Below are 16,652 nucleotides of genomic sequence, written 5' to 3'. Positions count from 1 at the left end.
GGGGAGTGGGAGAGGAAGTCAGGACGCCGTGCTGTGTTCGGCGGCGTCCGTGCGGGCCCGGTCCCGGGAGCGGCGGGCCGGCCCGGACCAGCCGCAGCTGCAGCGGGCGGTGCAGAACGAGCCGCGTTCCACGGTCGTGGGCTCGTGCCCAAAGGACGTGGGGGTGGGGGGAGTCTGCGGGATCTCATCGGTGTGTTGGACATACACCTGTCCACGGTACTGGGCACGGCCACCCGGCGGTGTGGCGTACGGGAGCGGCGTGACGGGGGACACGGGCTGTCGTTATGCGGAACGGATGGGGGGGGCTCGGGCAAGCGGTACGTCGTTGGGGGTTGGCAGGCGATGGTGGTGCAGCAGCACAGGTCCGGAGGCGGGGCGCGCGCTGTCTGCGCCCTTGCCGTGGTGGGCGTGATGGCGGCGACCGCCGGATGCTCGGGCGGCGGTGGCGGCGGCGGCGACCGTGCCATGGCCGATGAACGGGGCGGGGCCGACTCCCTCGACGCGGTCCACCGCGCGGCCGCGGTGCTTGCGGGGACGGTGCGCGGGACCCGGACCGGGACGGGGGCGGTGACCGGGACCGGAGCCCGGTCCGTTGCCGGAAGCGCCGAGGTGCGTACGTCGATGGAGACCGCGGCGGGCGGGACGCGGGTGACGATCAGGGGCCGGGGGACGTACGACTTCCGCAACCAGGTGGGCCGGCTCGAGGTCGTGCTGCCCGAGGACGCCGCCGGCGAGGACGAGCACCATCCCATCACCGAACTGCTGGCCCCCGGTGCGCTCTACATGATGAACCGCGGCGCCGGAGTGCCCGCGGACAAGTGGGTCAGGATCGACACGACGACCCTGGAGGACGGCAATCTGGTCACCGGCGGAGTGACCGATCCGATGGCCGCCGCCGAACTGCTGCGCGGGGCGCGGCAGGTGACGTATGCAGGAAGGACCGAGCTCGCCGGGGTGGCCGTGCGGCACTACCGGGGGATCTCGGACATCGGCCGGGCGGCGCGCGAGGCCTCGCCGAAATCGCGCGGGGCACTGGCCGCGGCGGCGAAAGGGTTCCGCACGGACACGGTGCCGTTCGACGCGTATCTGGACGAGCAGGGGCGGCTGCGCAAGGTGCGCCACCGGTTCAGCTTCGCCAACGAGGGGCCGGCGGTGGAGGTGGTGTCGACGACGCTGCTGTACGGATTCGGGGTACCGGTCTCCGTACGACTGCCGGACGACCGCGACATCTACACCGGGAAGATCCGACAGAGATAGCCGGGCGGCACATGGGCGAGGGCACGGACGAAGGCGGGGGCGTAGGCATGCCGGCGGGCGCGAAATGGTCCGTCCGTGCCATGCGCGGCGTGTGGTCCGCTGCCTACGCTAGGAAGTCGGCGACGGCAGTGAGAGGTGAGTGACGTGGTGACGCTCGGCACGCGGACCGTATCTGACCATGTGGCCCTCGCCGAGATCGAGCTCTGCGGTGAGCTGATGATCGCCGCGTCGGCCGCGATCGGGGAACGGCTCAGTGCGGACCGTATCGACGAGGTGCTGAACGTCCGGGTGATCACCGAACGAACCGCCGTCCCCCGGCAGGCCGACCACCGGGGGTGAGTGCGGGGCCCCGCCCCGCATCAGGCCCTGCCCCGCACCGGGCATCCGCCCCGCCGGCACCAGGCATCCCTCCCGCACCAGGTGTCTCCTCGTTTCAGGTACGGAGCAGACGGGCGATGGCCTTCGTGGCCTCCTCGACCTTCGCGTCGATCTCCTCGCCTCCCTTGACCGCCGCGTCGGCGACGCAGTGCCGCAGGTGCTCCTCCAGCAGCTGGAGCGCGAAGGACTGGAGCGCCTTCGTGGACGCCGAGACCTGGGTGAGTATGTCGATGCAGTAGACGTCCTCGTCGACCATGCGCTGCAGACCGCGGATCTGGCCCTCGATCCGGCGCAGCCGCTTGAGGTGCTCGGCCTTCTGGTGGTGATAGCCGTGAATACCCCGGTCGTGGTCGGTGACGACCGGTTCCGTCTCCGCGGCCTCGGTGGTGGTCATTGCTGCCTCCCGGTTTCCCTTTACCCTGCCGTCTATATACCCCTGGTGGGTATATCCTAACGAATTCTGCCGAAACGTGACCGGGGGCCCGTGCTGATCACAGTTCCCGATGCGCGACACTGAAGAATGCCGGTTAGCCGTGGCCGGATGATGCGCCTAGCATCAGCCTGACCGAATCCAAAGCATCCGAGGACCCCACGTGCGCTTTCGTCTGACCCCCAGGGAGACGAGCTTCTATGACATGTTCTCCGCATCCGCGGACAACATCGTCACGGGCTCGAAACTCCTGATGGAACTGCTCGGGGCGGACTCTGCCTCCCGGGTCGAGATCGCGGAGCGCATGCGGGCAGCGGAGCACGCGGGGGACGATGCCACCCACGCGATCTTCCACCAGCTGAACTCCTCTTTCATCACGCCGTTCGACCGCGAGGACATCTACAACCTCGCATCGTCGCTCGACGACATCATGGACTTCATGGAGGAGGCCGTCGACCTGGTCGTGCTGTACCAGGTCGAAGAACTCCCCAAGGGTGTGGCGCAGCAGATCGAGGTGCTGGCCCGGGCGGCCGAGCTGACCGCCGAGGCGATGCCGGGTCTGCGGACGATGGACAACCTCACCGAGTACTGGATCGAGGTCAACCGTCTGGAGAACCAGGCCGACCAGATCCACCGCAAGCTGCTGGCCCATCTCTTCAATGGCAAGTACGACGCCATGGAGGTGCTGAAGCTCAAGCAGATCGTGGACGTGCTGGAAGAGGCCGCCGACGCGTTCGAGCATGTCGCCAACACGGTGGAGACCATCGCGGTCAAGGAGTCCTGAACCACGTGGACACCTTTGCGCTGATCGTGACCATCGGTGTCGCGCTCGGCTTCACATATACGAACGGCTTCCACGACTCGGCGAATGCCATCGCCACATCCGTCTCCACCCGTGCACTGACACCACGTGCGGCACTGGCGATGGCCGCGGTGATGAACCTTGCCGGTGCATTCCTCGGCAGCGGTGTCGCCAAGACCGTCAGTGAGGGTCTGATCGCGACCCCCGAGGGCGACAAGGGGATGGGAATCCTCTTCGCCGCGCTCGTCGGTGCGATCATCTGGAACCTCGTCACCTGGTACTTCGGGCTGCCGTCCTCGTCCTCGCACGCGCTGTTCGGCGGCATGGTCGGTGCGGCACTCGCCGGCGGGACGCTGGTGCACTGGGACGGGGTGCTCGACAAGGTCGTCATCCCGATGTTCCTCTCGCCGGTCATCGGCCTGGTCGTCGGCTATCTGGTGATGGTCGCGATCATGTGGATGTTCCGGAAGGCCAACCCGCACAAGGCCAAGCGCGGCTTCCGGATCGCCCAGACGGTCTCGGCCGCGGGCATGGCGCTCGGCCACGGTCTGCAGGACGCGCAGAAGACGATGGGTGTCGTCGTGATGGCCCTGGTCATCGCGGATGTCGAGAGCCCGAGCGACCCGATTCCGGTCTGGGTGAAGATCGTCTGCGCGCTGATGCTCTCGCTGGGCACGTACGCGGGTGGCTGGCGCATCATGCGGACGCTCGGCCGGAAGATCATCGAGCTGGATCCGCCGCAGGGGTTCGCCGCGGAGACGACGGGCGCGTCGATCATGTTCGGCTCGGCGTTCATGTTTCACGCGCCGATCTCCACTACGCATGTGATCACCTCGGCGATCATGGGTGTGGGCGCCACGAAGCGGGTGAACGCGGTGCGGTGGGGTGTTGCCAAGAACATCATCCTGGGGTGGTTCATCACGATGCCGGCCGCGGCGCTGGTCGCTGCCGCCAGTTACGGGGTTGTGGTGCTGCTGTTCGGGTGACGGGGCGGCGGGGTTGCCGGGATCGTCCGGTGGCCGCTTCGTCCTTTGCCCGGCGCGATCGGGGTTGTACGGAAATGGGGCCGCCCCTACTCCCTCTGCGGGGAGTGGGGGCGGCCCCTTCGCCTTGCGGTGGCACCGCCATGCAGCACCTCAAGGCAGTCTGGGGACGAGGCCGGTTCGCCGGAGGGGTGAGGCGGTTCGCCGGTGGAAACCCACCACCGGGCGTAACCACCCACGCCCCCGGCCCACGTCAGCCCCCGTTGCCGGGTGACTATCCGAAGCGTCCCGAGATGTAGTCCTCGGTTGCCTGAACGGACGGGTTGGAGAAGATGCGTTCCGTCTCGTCGATCTCCACGAGCTTGCCGGGCTTGCCGACCGCCGCGAGGTTGAAGAACGCCGTGCGGTCCGAGACACGGGCCGCCTGCTGCATGTTGTGCGTCACGATGACGATCGTGAAGCGCTCCTTCAGCTCGCCGATCAGGTCCTCGATGGCGAGGGTGGAGATCGGGTCCAGCGCGGAGCACGGCTCGTCCATCAGCAGTACCTCCGGCTCGACCGCGATCGCGCGGGCGATGCACAGGCGCTGCTGCTGGCCGCCGGAGAGACCGGAGCCGGGCTTGTTCAGCCGGTCCTTGACCTCGTTCCAGAGGTTGGCGCCGCGCAGGGACTTCTCGACGATGTCCGACAGTTGGTTCTTCTTGTACGAGCCGTTCAGCTTGAGGCCGGCCGCGACATTGTCGAAGATCGACATGGTCGGGAACGGGTTCGGGCGCTGGAAGACCATGCCGACCGTGCGGCGCACGGTGACCGGGTCGACGTTCGCCCCGTACAGATTCTCGTCGTCCAGCAGCACCTTGCCCTCGACGCGGCCACCGGGGGTGACCTCGTGCATACGGTTCAGGGTGCGCAGGAAAGTGGACTTGCCGCAGCCGGACGGGCCGATGAAGGCGGTCACGGAGCGGGGCTCCACGGTCATCGAGATGTCCTCGATGGCGAGGTGGGAGCCGTAGTAGGCGGACAGGCCGCTGACGTCGATGCGCTTGGCCATCTGAATCACTGCTTCTTTCGTGCCGCGGTCAGCGGCCGGTCTTCGGGGCCTTCCAGCGGGCGATGCCGCGGGCCACCAGGTTGAGGATCATGACGAAGGCGATCAGGACCAGGGCGGCGGCCCAGGCACGGTCGTACGACGGCTCGCTGCCGATCTTGTACTGCTCCCAGATGTAGAACGGGAGCGAGGACTGTGCACCTTGGAAGGGGTTGGGGTTGATCAGCTGGCTGCCGAAGACCAGCAGCATGATCGGCGCGGTCTCGCCGGCGATCCGGGCGATCGCGAGCATCACACCGGTGGTGATGCCGCCGATCGCGGTGGGGATGACCACCTTCAGGATGGTGCGCCACTTCGGGATGCCGAGGGCGAGCGATGCCTCGCGGAGCTCGTTCGGGACGAGCTTGAGCATCTCCTCGGTGGAGCGGACCACGACCGGGAGCATCAGGATCGACAGGGCCAGCGAACCCATCAGGCCGGATGGCTGGAGTTCCGCCATCAGCATGATCGACAGGATGAAGAGACCGGCGACGATGGACGGGATACCCGTCATCACGTCGACGAAGAACGTGACGGCCTTGGCGAGCGCGCCCTTGCCGTACTCCACCAGGTAGACGGCGGTCAGCAGGCCGATCGGGGCGGAGATCAGGGTGGCGATGCCGACCTGCTCCAGGGTGCCGATCAGCGCGTGGTAGACGCCGCCGCCCGCCTCGATGCCGGGGACACCGGCCATGGAGTGGGTCAGGAAGTAACCGTCGAGGACCTTGGCGCCGCGGCTGACCGTCGTCCAGATCAGCGAGAACAGCGGGACGACGGCAAGGAGGAAGCACACCCAGACGACGCTGGTGGCGAGGCGGTCCTTGGCCTGGCGCTGGTTCTCGACGACCGTCGTCGTGACGTACGAGATGACGACGAAGAGCAGGGCGGAGAACAGTCCCCACTGGGTGTGGCTGCGCCAGCCCGCCGCCGCGCCGATGCCCACGCCCAGTGCGATCGCGACGGCCGCGAAGGCGAGGGGGGCCCAGCGGGGCAGGGCCCGGCTGCTGAGGCTGGTCTTGCGTGTGGGCGCCATCGGGGTGGGGCGTTCCTGGATGCCGGTGTTGGCTGCCTGGCTCATGCGTTGGCCCCCGAGTATTCCTTGCGGCGGGCGATGATCAGCCGGGCCGCGCCGTTGACCAGCAGGGTGAGGATGAAGAGCACGAGGCCGGAGGCGATCAGGGCGTCGCGCCCGAGCTCGTCGGCTTCGTCGAACTTCGCGGCGATGTTCTGGGCGAAGGTTCCGCCACCCGGATTGAGCAGATGTCCGGAGATGACGAAGCTCGGCGACAGGACCGTGGCGACGGCCATCGTCTCGCCGAGCGCACGGCCCAGGCCCAGCATCGAGGCGGAGATCACGCCGGAGCGGCCGAAGGGGAGCACCGAGAGGCGGATGACTTCCCAGCGGGTGGCGCCGAGGGCGAGGGCGGCTTCCTCGTTCATCTTCGGGACCTGGAGGAAGACTTCGCGGCTGACGCTGGTCACGATCGGCAGGATCATGATCGCGAGCAGGATGCCGACGGTGAAGAGCGAGCGGGCGACGCCGACCTCGGTCTTCTCGAAGAGGTAGGTCCAGCCGAAGAACTGGTCGAGCCAGAGGTTCAGGCCCTCCAGGTACGGGACCAGGAAGAGGGCCCCCCAGATGCCGTACACGATGCTCGGCACTGCGGCGAGCAGGTCGACGACGTACGCGAGGGGCGCGGCCAGCTTGCGCGGCGCGTAGTGCGAGATGAACAGGGCGATACCGACAGCGACCGGGACGGCGATGGCCATCGCGATGATCGAGCTGACGATCGTGCCGAAGAGGAGGACCGCGATGCCGAAGACCGGGGGGTCGCCGGCCGGGTTCCAGTCGAAGGTGGTGAAGAAGTTGCCTTCGTCCTTGGACACGGCGAGCGCGGCGCGGTAAGTGAGAAACACGGCGATCGACGCCATGATCACGAGCAGCAGAATGCCCGAGCCCCTTGAGAGGCCCAGGAAGATCTTGTCGCCCGCGCGCCCGGTCTTGGGCCTGGCGCTCTTGCGCGCCACCGGCGGTGCCGGCGGCGTGTCTATCGGTGTGGTGGAAGCCATGGTCTTTCCGGTCTGTGTGGGGGAGCGGTGGGCTCCCCTGGCGGCGGTGCACCGGATGGGTGGTGGCGGGCCGGTCCGGAGGGGTGCACCGGACCGGCCCGCCAGGTGTTGCTGACGTTGCTACGGGTGTTGCTGGGTGGTGCTTGCGTGGCTTCGGGCTGCGTGCCCCGGCTGCGTGCCTCGGTTACGAGAGGGAGGCGATGGTCTCGCGGACCTTCGCGTTGATCTCGGTCGGGATCGGCGCGTAACCGGCGTCGGTGAGGAGCTTCTGGCCCTCGTCACCGGCGGTGTAGTTCAGGAAGGACTTGACCGTGGGCAGGGTCTCGGCCTTGTTGCCCTTGTCGCAGACGACCTCGTACGTCACCAGGACGATCGGGTACGCACCCTCGGCCTTGGTGGTGTAGTCGAGGTCGAGCGCCAGGTCCTTGCCGGTGCCCTTGATCTTGGCGGCGGCGATGGCCTTGGAGGCGTTCTCCGGGGTCGCCTTGACCGGGGTGGAGCCACCGGTGTTGATGTCGACGGTGGAGATCGACTGCGAGGTGGCGTAGCTGAGCTCGAAGTAGCCGATCGCGCCGTCGACCTGCTTCACCTGGGCGGCGACACCGGAGGAGCCGGACGCGGCCTGGCCACCGGGGGCCGGCCACTTCTTCTCGGCCTCGTACTTCCAGTCGCTCGGGGCGGCTGCGCCCAGGTACTTGCCGAGGTTCTGCGTGGTGCCGGAGTCCTCGGAGCGGTGGAAGGGCTGGATGGCCTTGTCCGGGAGCTTCGCGCCGCTGTTGAGCTTGGCGATCGCGGGGTCGTTCCACTTCTTGATCTTGCCGTCGAAGATCTTGGCGAGGGTGGGGGCGTCCAGCGTGAGGCTGTCGACGCCTTCCAGGTGGTAGCCGATGGCGATCGGGCCGCCGACCATCGGGAGGTTGATGCCCTGGCCGCCCTTGCAGATCTTCTTCGACGCGGCGACCTCTTCGGGCTTCAGCGCCGAGTCGGAACCGGCGAAGCCGACCGTGCCCTGGTTGAAGGCGACGATGCCTTCACCGGAGGAGGACGACTTGTAGTTGACCTCGACGCCCGAGCAGCCGGCCATGTAGTTCTTGACCCAGAGGTCCATGGCGTTCTTCTGCGCGCTGGAGCCGGAGGCGAGCAGCTGACCCTTGGCGTCGTCGCACTTGATGTTCGACGCGGCGCTCGTCTTGCCGCCGTTGCCGCCGGTGGACCCGTCGCTGTTGTTGTCCGAACCGCACGCCGTGAGGGCCAGGGCGCCGGAGACGGCGAGGGCACCGAGCGCGGTGGCACGAAGCCGGTTCTTGCGCTGAAGCTTCACTTTTCGGGTGTTCCTTCCAGGAGCCGCCGAGGTCTTTTTCGTTCTACGACGGCGTGCGATGTGGTGGGTGCTTTGGCGTTGCGCCGCGCACCGTGCACTGCCGAAGTTAGGCAGAACAGGTGAAGCCGTTTACGGGGGAGAGTGAACGGGAGGTGAACCGTGTCGTACGGTGCGGTTCTGGGGCCCCGTCCGGGGCGAGGGTTACGTCCTCGATGCCGGACGGGCTCGATCCCCGTCCCGGTCAGGTGCTCGGCAGGCCGGCGAGCAAGGCGTCCAGCACATCCCGGTCGTGCGGCCGGGTGAGACGGGTACGGGCCGCCGCCGGGGAGAGCCAGCTCACCCGGTCGACCTCTGCGTTCGGTACGAAGGCGCCACCGGTCGCCTCGGCCGCCCAGTAGGCAACCTCCTTGGGACGCCCGTTCACGGCGTACCGGACCGTGGGCAGCGGGGCACCCGGTGCGCAGTGGTGGCCCGTCTCCTCCAGGACCTCGCGCCGGGCGCCGTCCAGCGCGGACTCGCCGTGCTTCAGCTTGCCCTTCGGATGCGACCAGTCGTCGTAACGAGGTCTGTGGACCAGGCAGATCTCCAGCTCGCCGGAGCGCTCCGACCGGCGCCACAGCACGCACCCCGCGGCGAGCACAGGCCCGCTCCTCACGGTGCGGTCACCGCCGCGGTCGCGTACGGCCAGCACTCCCGGAACACACTGCGCGCCGCCTCCACCTCGTGCCGCTGATCGGCGTGGAGCACCCCCAGCGCGTACGCGGTCGCGGGCGCGATCCGGGGCGTGCGGGCCGCCGATGCCGCGGCGGCGGCGGCCTCCGCCGCATCCCGGTGCAGATCGAGCGCGCGCCCCGGCGCGACCAGGACCGGGTCGGGGGCGCCCCGTACCACCTCGTGGGCGTACCGGTGCAGGCGCAGCTGCAGCCGGGTCCGGTGCCAGGGCGCGTCCTGCGCCTCGTTGTACGGCTCGACCGCCCCGTCGGAGGGGAGCGCGGCCACCGCACCGAGCAGCTGCTGTTCGGCCCGGTCGGCGGGCCCGTGCAGCATCTCCTCGGCCGGAGCCGTGGCCGCCGCGGCGAGCGGCACCTCGGAGGCGAGCAGCGCGACGGCGTCGGCCACCGCATGGAAGCGGGAGGAGCCGAGCGCCTGGAGCGCCGCGGAGTGGGCGCGGGTCCGGGCGAGGGTCAGCTGCCGTTCGAGCAGCGCCCCGGCGCGGGCCGCGCCGACGCCGAGGGCGGCGCGCTCCTTGTCACCGGCGGCATCGGAACCGGACCCGGTGCGGGCGGTGGGCAGTGAGGTGCCGGACAGGGCGTGGAGAGCTTCGAGGAGCCGGTTCAGCCGGGTCGCGTAGGCGTGCTCCCGGGCCAGGGTGCCCGACAGCCAGGCCAGTTCGGTGCGCAGCTGCTCGGCCCAGGCCGTGTCCAGCGCCGCCCGGAAGGTGTGCAGCGTGCCGCCGATCCGGCGGGACGAGCGGCGCAGGGCACCGGCGGCCTCCTCGGCGGCGTGGGTTCTGGCGTCCGTGGGGGCGCTGTTCTCGCGGTGCAGGCGCAGGCTGCGCAGGAATTCGGCGGCCTGTTCCTGCAGGTAGGGCGCGAGCACCGCCCCTGCCGTAAGGTCCGCCTGCGTCGTCTGGTGGTCATGGCGTCGCACGCCGGCGCCTCCGGGCGTCAATGAGCATTTCCTGTACGTGCCGCAGCGGTTGGCCGTCCGCGTCCGTGGCGTGCCGGGTCCAGTTCCCGTCGGAACCGAGGTGCCAGGAAGAGGTGGTGTCGGCCATGCCGGTCTCCAGGAGCCGGCTGAGTGCGGCGCGGTGGGCGGGGTCGGTGACCCGGACCAGTGCTTCGATCCGGCGGTCGAGGTTGCGGTGCATCATGTCGGCGCTGCCGAACCACACTTCGGGTTCGCCGCCGTTGCCGAACGAGAAGATCCGGGAGTGTTCGAGGAAGCGGCCCAGTATTGAGCGGACCCGGATGTTCTCGGAGAGGCCGGGGACGCCGGGGCGGATCGCGCAGATGCCGCGTACCCAGATGTCCACCGGTACGCCCGCCATCGCGGCCCGGTAGCAGGCGTCGATGATCGCCTCGTCGACCATCGAGTTGACCTTGATGCGGACGTAGGCGCTGTGTCCGGCCCGCTGGTGCGTGATCTCCTTGTTTATACGGGCGATCAGCCCGTCGCGCAGAGACCTCGGGGCGACCAGGAGGCGGCGGTAGGTCTCGCGGCGGGAGTAGCCGGAGAGCCGGTTGAAGAGGTCGGAGAGGTCCGCGCCGACCTGCGGGTCGGCGGTCAGCAGGCCGAGGTCCTCGTACAGCCTGGCGGTCTTGGGGTGGTAGTTGCCGGTGCCGACGTGGGCGTAGCGGCGCAGTGTGTCGCCTTCCTGGCGGACGACGAGCGAGAGCTTGCAGTGGGTCTTGAGGCCGACGAGCCCGTAGACGACATGGCAGCCGGACTCCTCCAGCTTGCGCGCCCACTTGATGTTGGCCTGCTCGTCGAAGCGGGCCTTGATCTCGACGAGTACGAGAACCTGCTTGCCGGACTCGGCGGCGTCGATGAGCGCTTCCACGATCGGCGATTCGCCCGAAGTCCGGTACAGGGTCTGCTTGATGGCCAGGACGTCGGGGTCGCTCGCGGCCTGTTCCAGAAACGCCTGGACGGAGGTGGAGAACGAGTCGTACGGGTGGTGCAGGAGTACGTCGCGCTCGCGCAGGGCGGCGAAGATGTCGGGCGCGGAGGCGGATTCGACCTCGGCGAGATCGCGGTGGGTGCCCGCGATGAACTTGGGGAACTTCAGCTCGGGCCGGTCCAGGGACGCTATGCCGAAGAGCCCGGTGAGGTCGAGCGGTCCGGGCAGCGGGTAGACCTCGGCGTCGGACACTTTCAGCTCGCGTACCAGCAGGTCCAGCACGTACGGGTCGATGGACTCCTCGACCTCCAGGCGGACCGGCGGGCCGAAGCGGCGCCGCATGAGCTCCTTCTCCAGGGCCTTGAGGAGGTTCTCGGCGTCGTCCTCCTCGACCTCCAGGTCCTCGTTCCTGGTGACCCGGAACATGTGGTGGGCGAGGACCTCCATGCCCGGGAAAAGTTCTTCGAGGTGGGCGGCGATGACGTCCTCTATGGGTACGTATCGCTGTGGCGACGCCTCCAGGAAGCGGGTCAGCAGTGGCGGCACCTTGACCCGGGCGAAGTGGCGGTGGCCGCTGACCGGGTTGCGTACGACGACGGCGAGGTTGAGCGAGAGACCCGAGATGTACGGGAAGGGATGCGCCGGGTCGACGGCGAGGGGGGTCAGCACGGGGAAGACGCGCTGCCGGAAGAAGGTGAACAGGCGGGCCTGTTCCTTCTCGGTCAGCTCGGGCCAGCGGATCAGTTGGATGCCCTCGTCGGACAGGGCGGGGGCGACGTCCTGCTGGTAGCAGGCGGCGTGCCGGGCCATGAGTTCGCGCGAGCGGGTCCAGATCAGGTCGAGGACCTCGCGGGGCTGGAGTCCGGAGGCGGAGCGGGTGGCGACACCGGTGGCGATACGGCGCTTCAGTCCGGCCACCCGGACCATGAAGAACTCGTCCAGGTTGGAGGCGAAGATGGCGAGGAAATTGGCCCGCTCGAGGAGAGGCGTCGCCGGGTCCTCGGCCAGTTCGAGCACCCGTTCGTTGAACGCGAGCCAGCTGCGTTCCCGGTCCAGGAAACGGCCGTGGGGCAGTTCGCTGCCGTCGACGTCGGGTTCGTACGCGTCGACGTCGGCGTCGATGTCGGGATCGAGGTCGGCCCGGGTCGACAGTACGGCGCCGTTGGACGCCGACGTGGCGACGGCGTGCGGCCGGTGCGCGGCGAGCGAGCCGACCGACGGCTGCACGGTGGGCTGGACCGGGACCTCGGAGCTGGGCTGCTGGCTCATGGCCCTATTCTTCCGCGTCGGGGGCTCCGAGGGCGCGCCGGAGGGTGCGGAGATCGCGGGAAACCCACGGTTCGTGTGGTTCGCACGGTCTTCGCCAGGATTTCTCCCGTTGCGGGGGGTCGGCACGGCTGGCTGCATCCTGAGAGGGTCGCAAGCCCTTCTGAATGGCTGGTAACGGCGACATGACGTGCAGGAAGCGGTGTGCCGTGAGCGGATTGGTCATATAAGCAGTGTCCGGGCCCCTGAGGGCCCGGACACGATGCGTGAAAGCGGCCTCAGCCGTGGCGGCGGCGCAGCACCCGGAAGGCGAGGGCGACGGCGAGCGCGGCCAGGGCGAGCAGGATGCCGGTCTCGACGAGCTGGATGGGCCAGAAATGCGAGGCGGGGTGGTAGTCGGCGAAGTACGTGATGCCGCCCTGGTCGCGCAGGCAGCTCGTGGGGTCCTCAGGGATCGTCGTGCCGGCCCTGAAGCAGTCCTTCCAGTAGATCTCCTTGCCGGAGGCGGTGAGCATGCCCGACTCGATGTGCCAGGCGTCACCGCCCGGCCAGTTGTCGCCGAGGAAGCGGGTGGTCGGCCAGAGCTCGTAGCGGCGCTCGCCGAACCCCAGCATGACCGTGCCCAGGACGAGGGCTGTGAGGCTCATGGACAGGACGGTGCGGCGTACGGCCACGGCGCACAGGGCGCCCACGGCCAGGGCCAGCAGGGCGTAGGCGACGGCGGTCGGGCCGGGGGCGGGTTGGACACCGCTCTCGTACCAGCCCAGTTCCGAGGCGGACGGGTTGCTCCGCATGCCCGACCAGCCCCACCGGTAGACAAGGACCAGAATGGTCATCCCGGCGGTCACCAGAGCCGCGGGCAGGGCGAGCCGGGCCGCCAGCCACTGGGCCGGGGAGACCGACTGGGCCCAGGCGAGGCGGAACGTACCGTTCTCCAGCTCGCGGGCGATCAGCGGTCCGGCGACGAAGACGCCGATGAGCGCGGCGAGCAGCAGGACGACGGTCCCGCCCTCTGACAGATACGCCTCGGCGGCGGCGCGGGCGTAGGTGGGCTGGTAGGTGTCGTCGCCGCAGCGGGTGATGTCGCCGTCGGCGCAGAGCTCGTCCGAGCTCGCGACCGCGACCCAGATGCGGAGCCCGACCACGATGGCGATGCCCAGCACCAGGAGTGCGCCGGCCGCCCACAGGGAACGGCGGTGCTGGCGGAGAAGGACGCGGATGGGGCCCCGCAGCCCGGCGGCGGGTGCGACGGGCGCACGCAGACCGATGGCGCTCATGCGGCGGCCACCTCCTTGCCGGCCTCGGCGCTCGGCGTCAGCAGAACAGGCGCCTGCGGCGACCGCAGATGTGCCAGCAGCAGTTCCTCCAGCGAAGGCTCCGCGGCCTCCCAGACGGTGGCGTCCACGGGGCCCTGCCTCCGTACCAGCGCCGTCTGCAGACGCCCCGCCGTGCGGGACTCGACGACGGTGTGCGGGGCGGTGTCCCGCACCGGACCGGTGAGCAGGGTGTGCGCGGCGAGGAGATCATCCGTCTCGCCGCCGAGGCGGACCCGGCCGCCGTCGATGAGCAGGAGGTAGTCGCAGGCGCCCTCCAGCTCGGTGAGGATGTGCGAGGACATCACGATGGTGGTGGAGTGCTCGGCGGCCTCGGCCATCAGCGCGCCCATCAGCTGGTGGCGGGCGAGGGGGTCGAGGTCGGCCATCGGTTCGTCCAGCAGGAGCAGTTCGGGCCGCTTGCCGAGGGCGAGGGCCAGTGCGAGCCGGGTGCGCTGGCCGCCGGAGAGGCTGCGGACCCCGGCGTCGCGCGGGAGCTCCCCGGCGATGCGCTCGGCGGTGTCACGGTCCCAGGTGGCGGGGTTCAGCTCGGCGCCCGCCCAGAGCGTCGCGGCGACCGTCAACTGCGGGTACAGCGGCTTGTCCTGGGCCACGAAGGCCACCCGGGCCCTTGCCTCCCCGGGCGCCCCGCCCAGCACCCGTACCGTGCCCTCCGCGGGCCGCAGGAAGCCCGCCGCGAGGGCGAGAAGGGTGGACTTGCCCGCACCGTTGGGGCCGACGAGGGCGCACACGCGCCCGGTGGGCAGCCGGAACGAACAGTCGCGCAGCGCCCAGCCCCCGCCCCTGCTCCGGTACTTCATGCCGAGGCCGACGGCCTCGATCGCAGCGCCTGTCATCCGGCCTGATCCCCCTTGAAAGTCTTGTCCAGTACGGCGGTGAAGAGCGCGCTCACGTCGTCCTTCTCCAGTCCGGCCGCGCGGGCCCGGCGGGCCCAGTCGGCGAGCTCGGCGCGCAGCGGCGCATCGTCGGCGGCCGCAGCGCCGCCGAGGGTCCGCGTGACGAAGGTGCCGAGCCCGCGCCGGGCCTCGACGAGGCCCTCGCGTTCCAGCTCCCGGTAGGCCTTGAGCACGGTGTTCGGGTTGATGGCGGTTGCCTCGACGACCTCGCGTGCGGTGGGCAGCCGGTCGCCGGGCTCCAGCAGGCCGAGACGAAGGGCCTGTTTGGTCTGCTGGACGATCTGGAGGTACGTGGCGACGCCGCTGCGCCGGTCGATGCGGTACTCGACCGCTGCGGACTCTGCCATGTTCACCCCTTTCACTAATTAAGTAGTGGAAGAGTGGCGTAAAGAAGGGGCGACGTCAAGCGACGCCGCCCCCGGGCGAGTTGTGGCCGTTCAGGACTCCGTGCGGTACATCAGGTCCACCTCGTGCGTCTCGAAGCCCATCCGCTCGTAGACGGTCAGGGCCGCCTTGTTGTCCGCGTCGACGTAGAGCATCGCGGTCGGCAGCCCCTCGGCGGCCAGGTGGCGCAGCCCGATCGCGGTGAGCGCCTTGCCGAGTCCGCCGCCCTGCGCGTCGGGCCGGATGCCGACGACGTACACCTCGCCGAGGTGGTCATCGGCGTGCACCTTCGTCCAGTGGAAGCCGATCAGCTCGCCGTCGCGCTCGGCCAGGAAGAAGCCCTTCGGGTCGAACCAGGGCTCCGCCTTGCGGTCGTCCAGGTCGCGCTGGGTCAGCGAACCCTGTTCGGGGTGGTGGGCGAAGGCGGCGCGGTTCACCGCGAGCCAGGCGGCGTCGTCCTCGCCGGGCACGAAGGTGCGGACGGTGACGCCGGGCGGCAGCACCGGCTCCGCGATGTCCAGCGGGCTCAGCGGGCGCCGCAGCTGACGCAGTTCGCGGAAGAGGGAGAGGCCGAGGACCTGCGAGAGATGCCGGGCCGCGGACTTCCCGCCGTGCGCCCACACCCGCAGCCGCTTCCCGGTCACGGCGAGCAGCGCCGCACCCAGCGCCCGCCCGTGCCCCTGCCCGCGGTACGCCGGATGTACGACCAGCTCGGCGGCCGGCGCCTCGACGAGGTCGGTGTCCTCCAGCTGCGCATACCCGACCAGGGTCGGCCCACTGGTGAGCAGCAGATGCCGCACTCCCTCACGCCGGCCGCCCCGCAGCTGCAGCCGCCCCTGCTCGGACACGGCCTGCCTGCCGTCGGACCGGGCCGCCTCGGCGAGCAGGTCGGACACGGCTCCGGCCTGCTCGGGGGAGAGTACGTCGAGCGTCTGGATCTCACGTCCGGGGGCGGGGAGAGGTACGTCAGTCGTCATGTGTACGAGCGTACGGGGATGAGGGGGCGACGGGCGGGGTTGCGGGAACGCCGGTTGTCGAACGGGCCTGGATCGCCGGATCCGGGCCGGGTACCCCGGTCAGCCCGCGGAGGGCTTTCTCGGTGAACTCGTCGAAGGGGTAGAACAGCTCGATCGCCAGTTCCGACAGCGTCACGTCGGCCGGGGCTCCGAAGGTCGCCATGGTGCTGAACATCGACAGTTCGCCCTGCGGGGTGCGGATTCTCAGCGGAACCTGGATCGGGCTCGGCCCCGTTGCCGGGACGTCGGGCCCGGTATCGGCCCCGTCCTGGTCCGCGGGGACGGGATACCGGCGCACCTCCTCGTGCAGCGCGCGTAGTTCCGCGTCACCGGTGGCGTTGACCTGGCGGAGTAGTCGTTCGAGGAAGAGGTCTCGGACCTCGCCGAGATTGCACAGCCGCGAGGCCAGCCCGTCAGGATGCAGAACCAGCCGGAACACGTTCGGCCGCGGCTCCAGCAGATGAGGCGGTGTGCCGTCCATGAGCACGGACATGGCCCGGTTGCCGGTCAGAACGTTCCAGCAGCGGTCGATCACCACGGCGGGATACGGCTCGTGCGCCGTGAGCATGGTGTCGAGCGCGGAACGGACGGACGCCATGTATCCGTCGTCGAGGCTGCTCTCCCGGTACGCCGGGGCGTAGTCGGCGGCCAGGAGCAGGGTGTTGCGCTCACGCAGGGGGACGTCCAGGGCGGCGGACAGGCGGAGCAGCATCGTCCGGCTCGGGCGTGCGCGGCCGGTGACGTTTCTGCGCGGATATGTACGTCATGTGGACGATGCACGGAAGTTGGTCCCGATACCGACCGC

At 69.6% G+C, this 16,652-nt stretch carries 18 protein-coding genes; 4 read left to right on the top strand and 14 right to left on the bottom strand.

Annotated features, from left to right (window positions below; genetic code table 11):
• Nucleotides 1-18: 18 nt before the first annotated feature.
• Entirely contained in the window at nt 19-207 is a 189-nt protein-coding gene (locus NRF20_RS21375; protein ID WP_398630028.1) for a hypothetical protein, read from the bottom strand.
• Between the two features lie 135 nt (nt 208-342).
• Between NRF20_RS21375 and NRF20_RS21370 the strand changes: the two genes are divergently transcribed.
• Nucleotides 343-1,257: a hypothetical protein gene (locus NRF20_RS21370; RefSeq protein ID WP_413753096.1), complete on the top strand. Its 915-nt coding sequence runs from the start codon at nt 343-345 to the stop codon at nt 1,255-1,257.
• A gap of 144 nt (nt 1,258-1,401) precedes the next feature.
• Nucleotides 1,402-1,596, top strand: coding sequence for a hypothetical protein (locus NRF20_RS21365; RefSeq protein WP_266359403.1), 195 nt, complete (start codon nt 1,402-1,404; stop codon nt 1,594-1,596).
• Nucleotides 1,597-1,690: 94 nt separating this feature from the next.
• Here the strand turns inward: NRF20_RS21365 and NRF20_RS21360 are convergent, their stop codons facing one another.
• Entirely contained in the window at nt 1,691-2,029 is a 339-nt protein-coding gene (locus tag NRF20_RS21360) for a metal-sensitive transcriptional regulator (protein ID WP_266359401.1), read from the bottom strand.
• Nucleotides 2,030-2,228: 199 nt separating this feature from the next.
• On the opposite strand from NRF20_RS21360, the gene NRF20_RS21355 reads away from it, so the two are divergent.
• Together NRF20_RS21355 and NRF20_RS21350 are read left to right on the top strand one after the other, a co-directional pair.
• Complete coding sequence (locus tag NRF20_RS21355) at nt 2,229-2,849, top strand: DUF47 domain-containing protein (RefSeq protein ID WP_114245730.1); 621 nt, start codon at nt 2,229-2,231, stop codon at nt 2,847-2,849.
• A 5-nt stretch (nt 2,850-2,854) separates the two neighbouring features.
• Entirely contained in the window at nt 2,855-3,853 is a 999-nt protein-coding gene (locus tag NRF20_RS21350; RefSeq protein WP_398630030.1) for an anion permease, read from the top strand.
• Between the two features lie 271 nt (nt 3,854-4,124).
• Here the strand turns inward: NRF20_RS21350 and pstB are convergent, their stop codons facing one another.
• The 12 genes from pstB to NRF20_RS21290 all read right to left on the bottom strand — a co-directional run bounded on the left by pstB (nt 4,125) and on the right by NRF20_RS21290 (nt 16,559).
• A complete protein-coding gene (gene pstB, locus NRF20_RS21345) occupies nt 4,125-4,901 on the bottom strand; it encodes a phosphate ABC transporter ATP-binding protein PstB (protein ID WP_093899726.1) in 777 nt (258 codons plus the stop codon).
• Between the two features lie 28 nt (nt 4,902-4,929).
• A complete protein-coding gene (gene pstA / locus NRF20_RS21340; RefSeq protein WP_398630031.1) occupies nt 4,930-6,015 on the bottom strand; it encodes a phosphate ABC transporter permease PstA in 1,086 nt (361 codons plus the stop codon).
• Nucleotides 6,012-7,007: a phosphate ABC transporter permease subunit PstC gene (gene pstC, locus NRF20_RS21335; RefSeq protein ID WP_398630032.1), complete on the bottom strand. Its 996-nt coding sequence runs from the start codon at nt 7,005-7,007 to the stop codon at nt 6,012-6,014. Before pstC ends, pstA begins: the two co-directional genes overlap by 4 nt.
• A gap of 184 nt (nt 7,008-7,191) precedes the next feature.
• A complete protein-coding gene (gene pstS, locus NRF20_RS21330) occupies nt 7,192-8,328 on the bottom strand; it encodes a phosphate ABC transporter substrate-binding protein PstS (protein ID WP_398630033.1) in 1,137 nt (378 codons plus the stop codon).
• Nucleotides 8,329-8,569: 241 nt separating this feature from the next.
• Nucleotides 8,570-8,968, bottom strand: coding sequence for an NUDIX hydrolase (locus NRF20_RS21325; protein ID WP_266359393.1), 399 nt, complete (start codon nt 8,966-8,968; stop codon nt 8,570-8,572).
• 11 nt (nt 8,969-8,979) lie between these two features.
• Nucleotides 8,980-9,978, bottom strand: coding sequence for a CHAD domain-containing protein (locus NRF20_RS21320; protein ID WP_398630035.1), 999 nt, complete (start codon nt 9,976-9,978; stop codon nt 8,980-8,982).
• Nucleotides 9,965-12,220 (bottom strand): RNA degradosome polyphosphate kinase, encoded by a 2,256-nt coding sequence (locus NRF20_RS21315; protein ID WP_398630036.1) that lies wholly within the window; start codon nt 12,218-12,220, stop codon nt 9,965-9,967. The genes NRF20_RS21320 and NRF20_RS21315 overlap by 14 nt, the downstream gene beginning before the upstream one ends.
• A 275-nt stretch (nt 12,221-12,495) precedes the next feature.
• Nucleotides 12,496-13,494, bottom strand: coding sequence for an ABC transporter permease (locus tag NRF20_RS21310; RefSeq protein WP_413753095.1), 999 nt, complete (start codon nt 13,492-13,494; stop codon nt 12,496-12,498).
• Nucleotides 13,491-14,387, bottom strand: a complete 897-nt coding sequence (locus NRF20_RS21305; protein ID WP_398630038.1) for an ABC transporter ATP-binding protein — start codon at nt 14,385-14,387, stop codon at nt 13,491-13,493. The genes NRF20_RS21310 and NRF20_RS21305 overlap by 4 nt, the downstream gene beginning before the upstream one ends.
• Nucleotides 14,384-14,794, bottom strand: coding sequence for a GntR family transcriptional regulator (locus tag NRF20_RS21300; protein WP_093899758.1), 411 nt, complete (start codon nt 14,792-14,794; stop codon nt 14,384-14,386). Before NRF20_RS21300 ends, NRF20_RS21305 begins: the two co-directional genes overlap by 4 nt.
• 90 nt (nt 14,795-14,884) lie before the next feature.
• The gene (gene mshD, locus NRF20_RS21295; RefSeq protein ID WP_398630039.1) at nt 14,885-15,808 is read right to left on the bottom strand and encodes a mycothiol synthase; all 924 of its coding nucleotides are present in this window, start codon (nt 15,806-15,808) and stop codon (nt 14,885-14,887) included.
• Nucleotides 15,798-16,559: a transcriptional regulator gene (locus NRF20_RS21290; RefSeq protein WP_398630040.1), complete on the bottom strand. Its 762-nt coding sequence runs from the start codon at nt 16,557-16,559 to the stop codon at nt 15,798-15,800. The genes mshD and NRF20_RS21290 overlap by 11 nt, the downstream gene beginning before the upstream one ends.
• Nucleotides 16,560-16,652 lie beyond the last annotated feature (93 nt).

Origin of the sequence: Streptomyces sp. R-74717 (assembly GCF_047305335.1) — a bacterium.
GTDB classification, from domain to species: Bacteria; Actinomycetota; Actinomycetes; order Streptomycetales; family Streptomycetaceae; genus Streptomyces; species Streptomyces atratus.
This window is presented reverse-complemented; position numbering and strand designations above follow the sequence as displayed.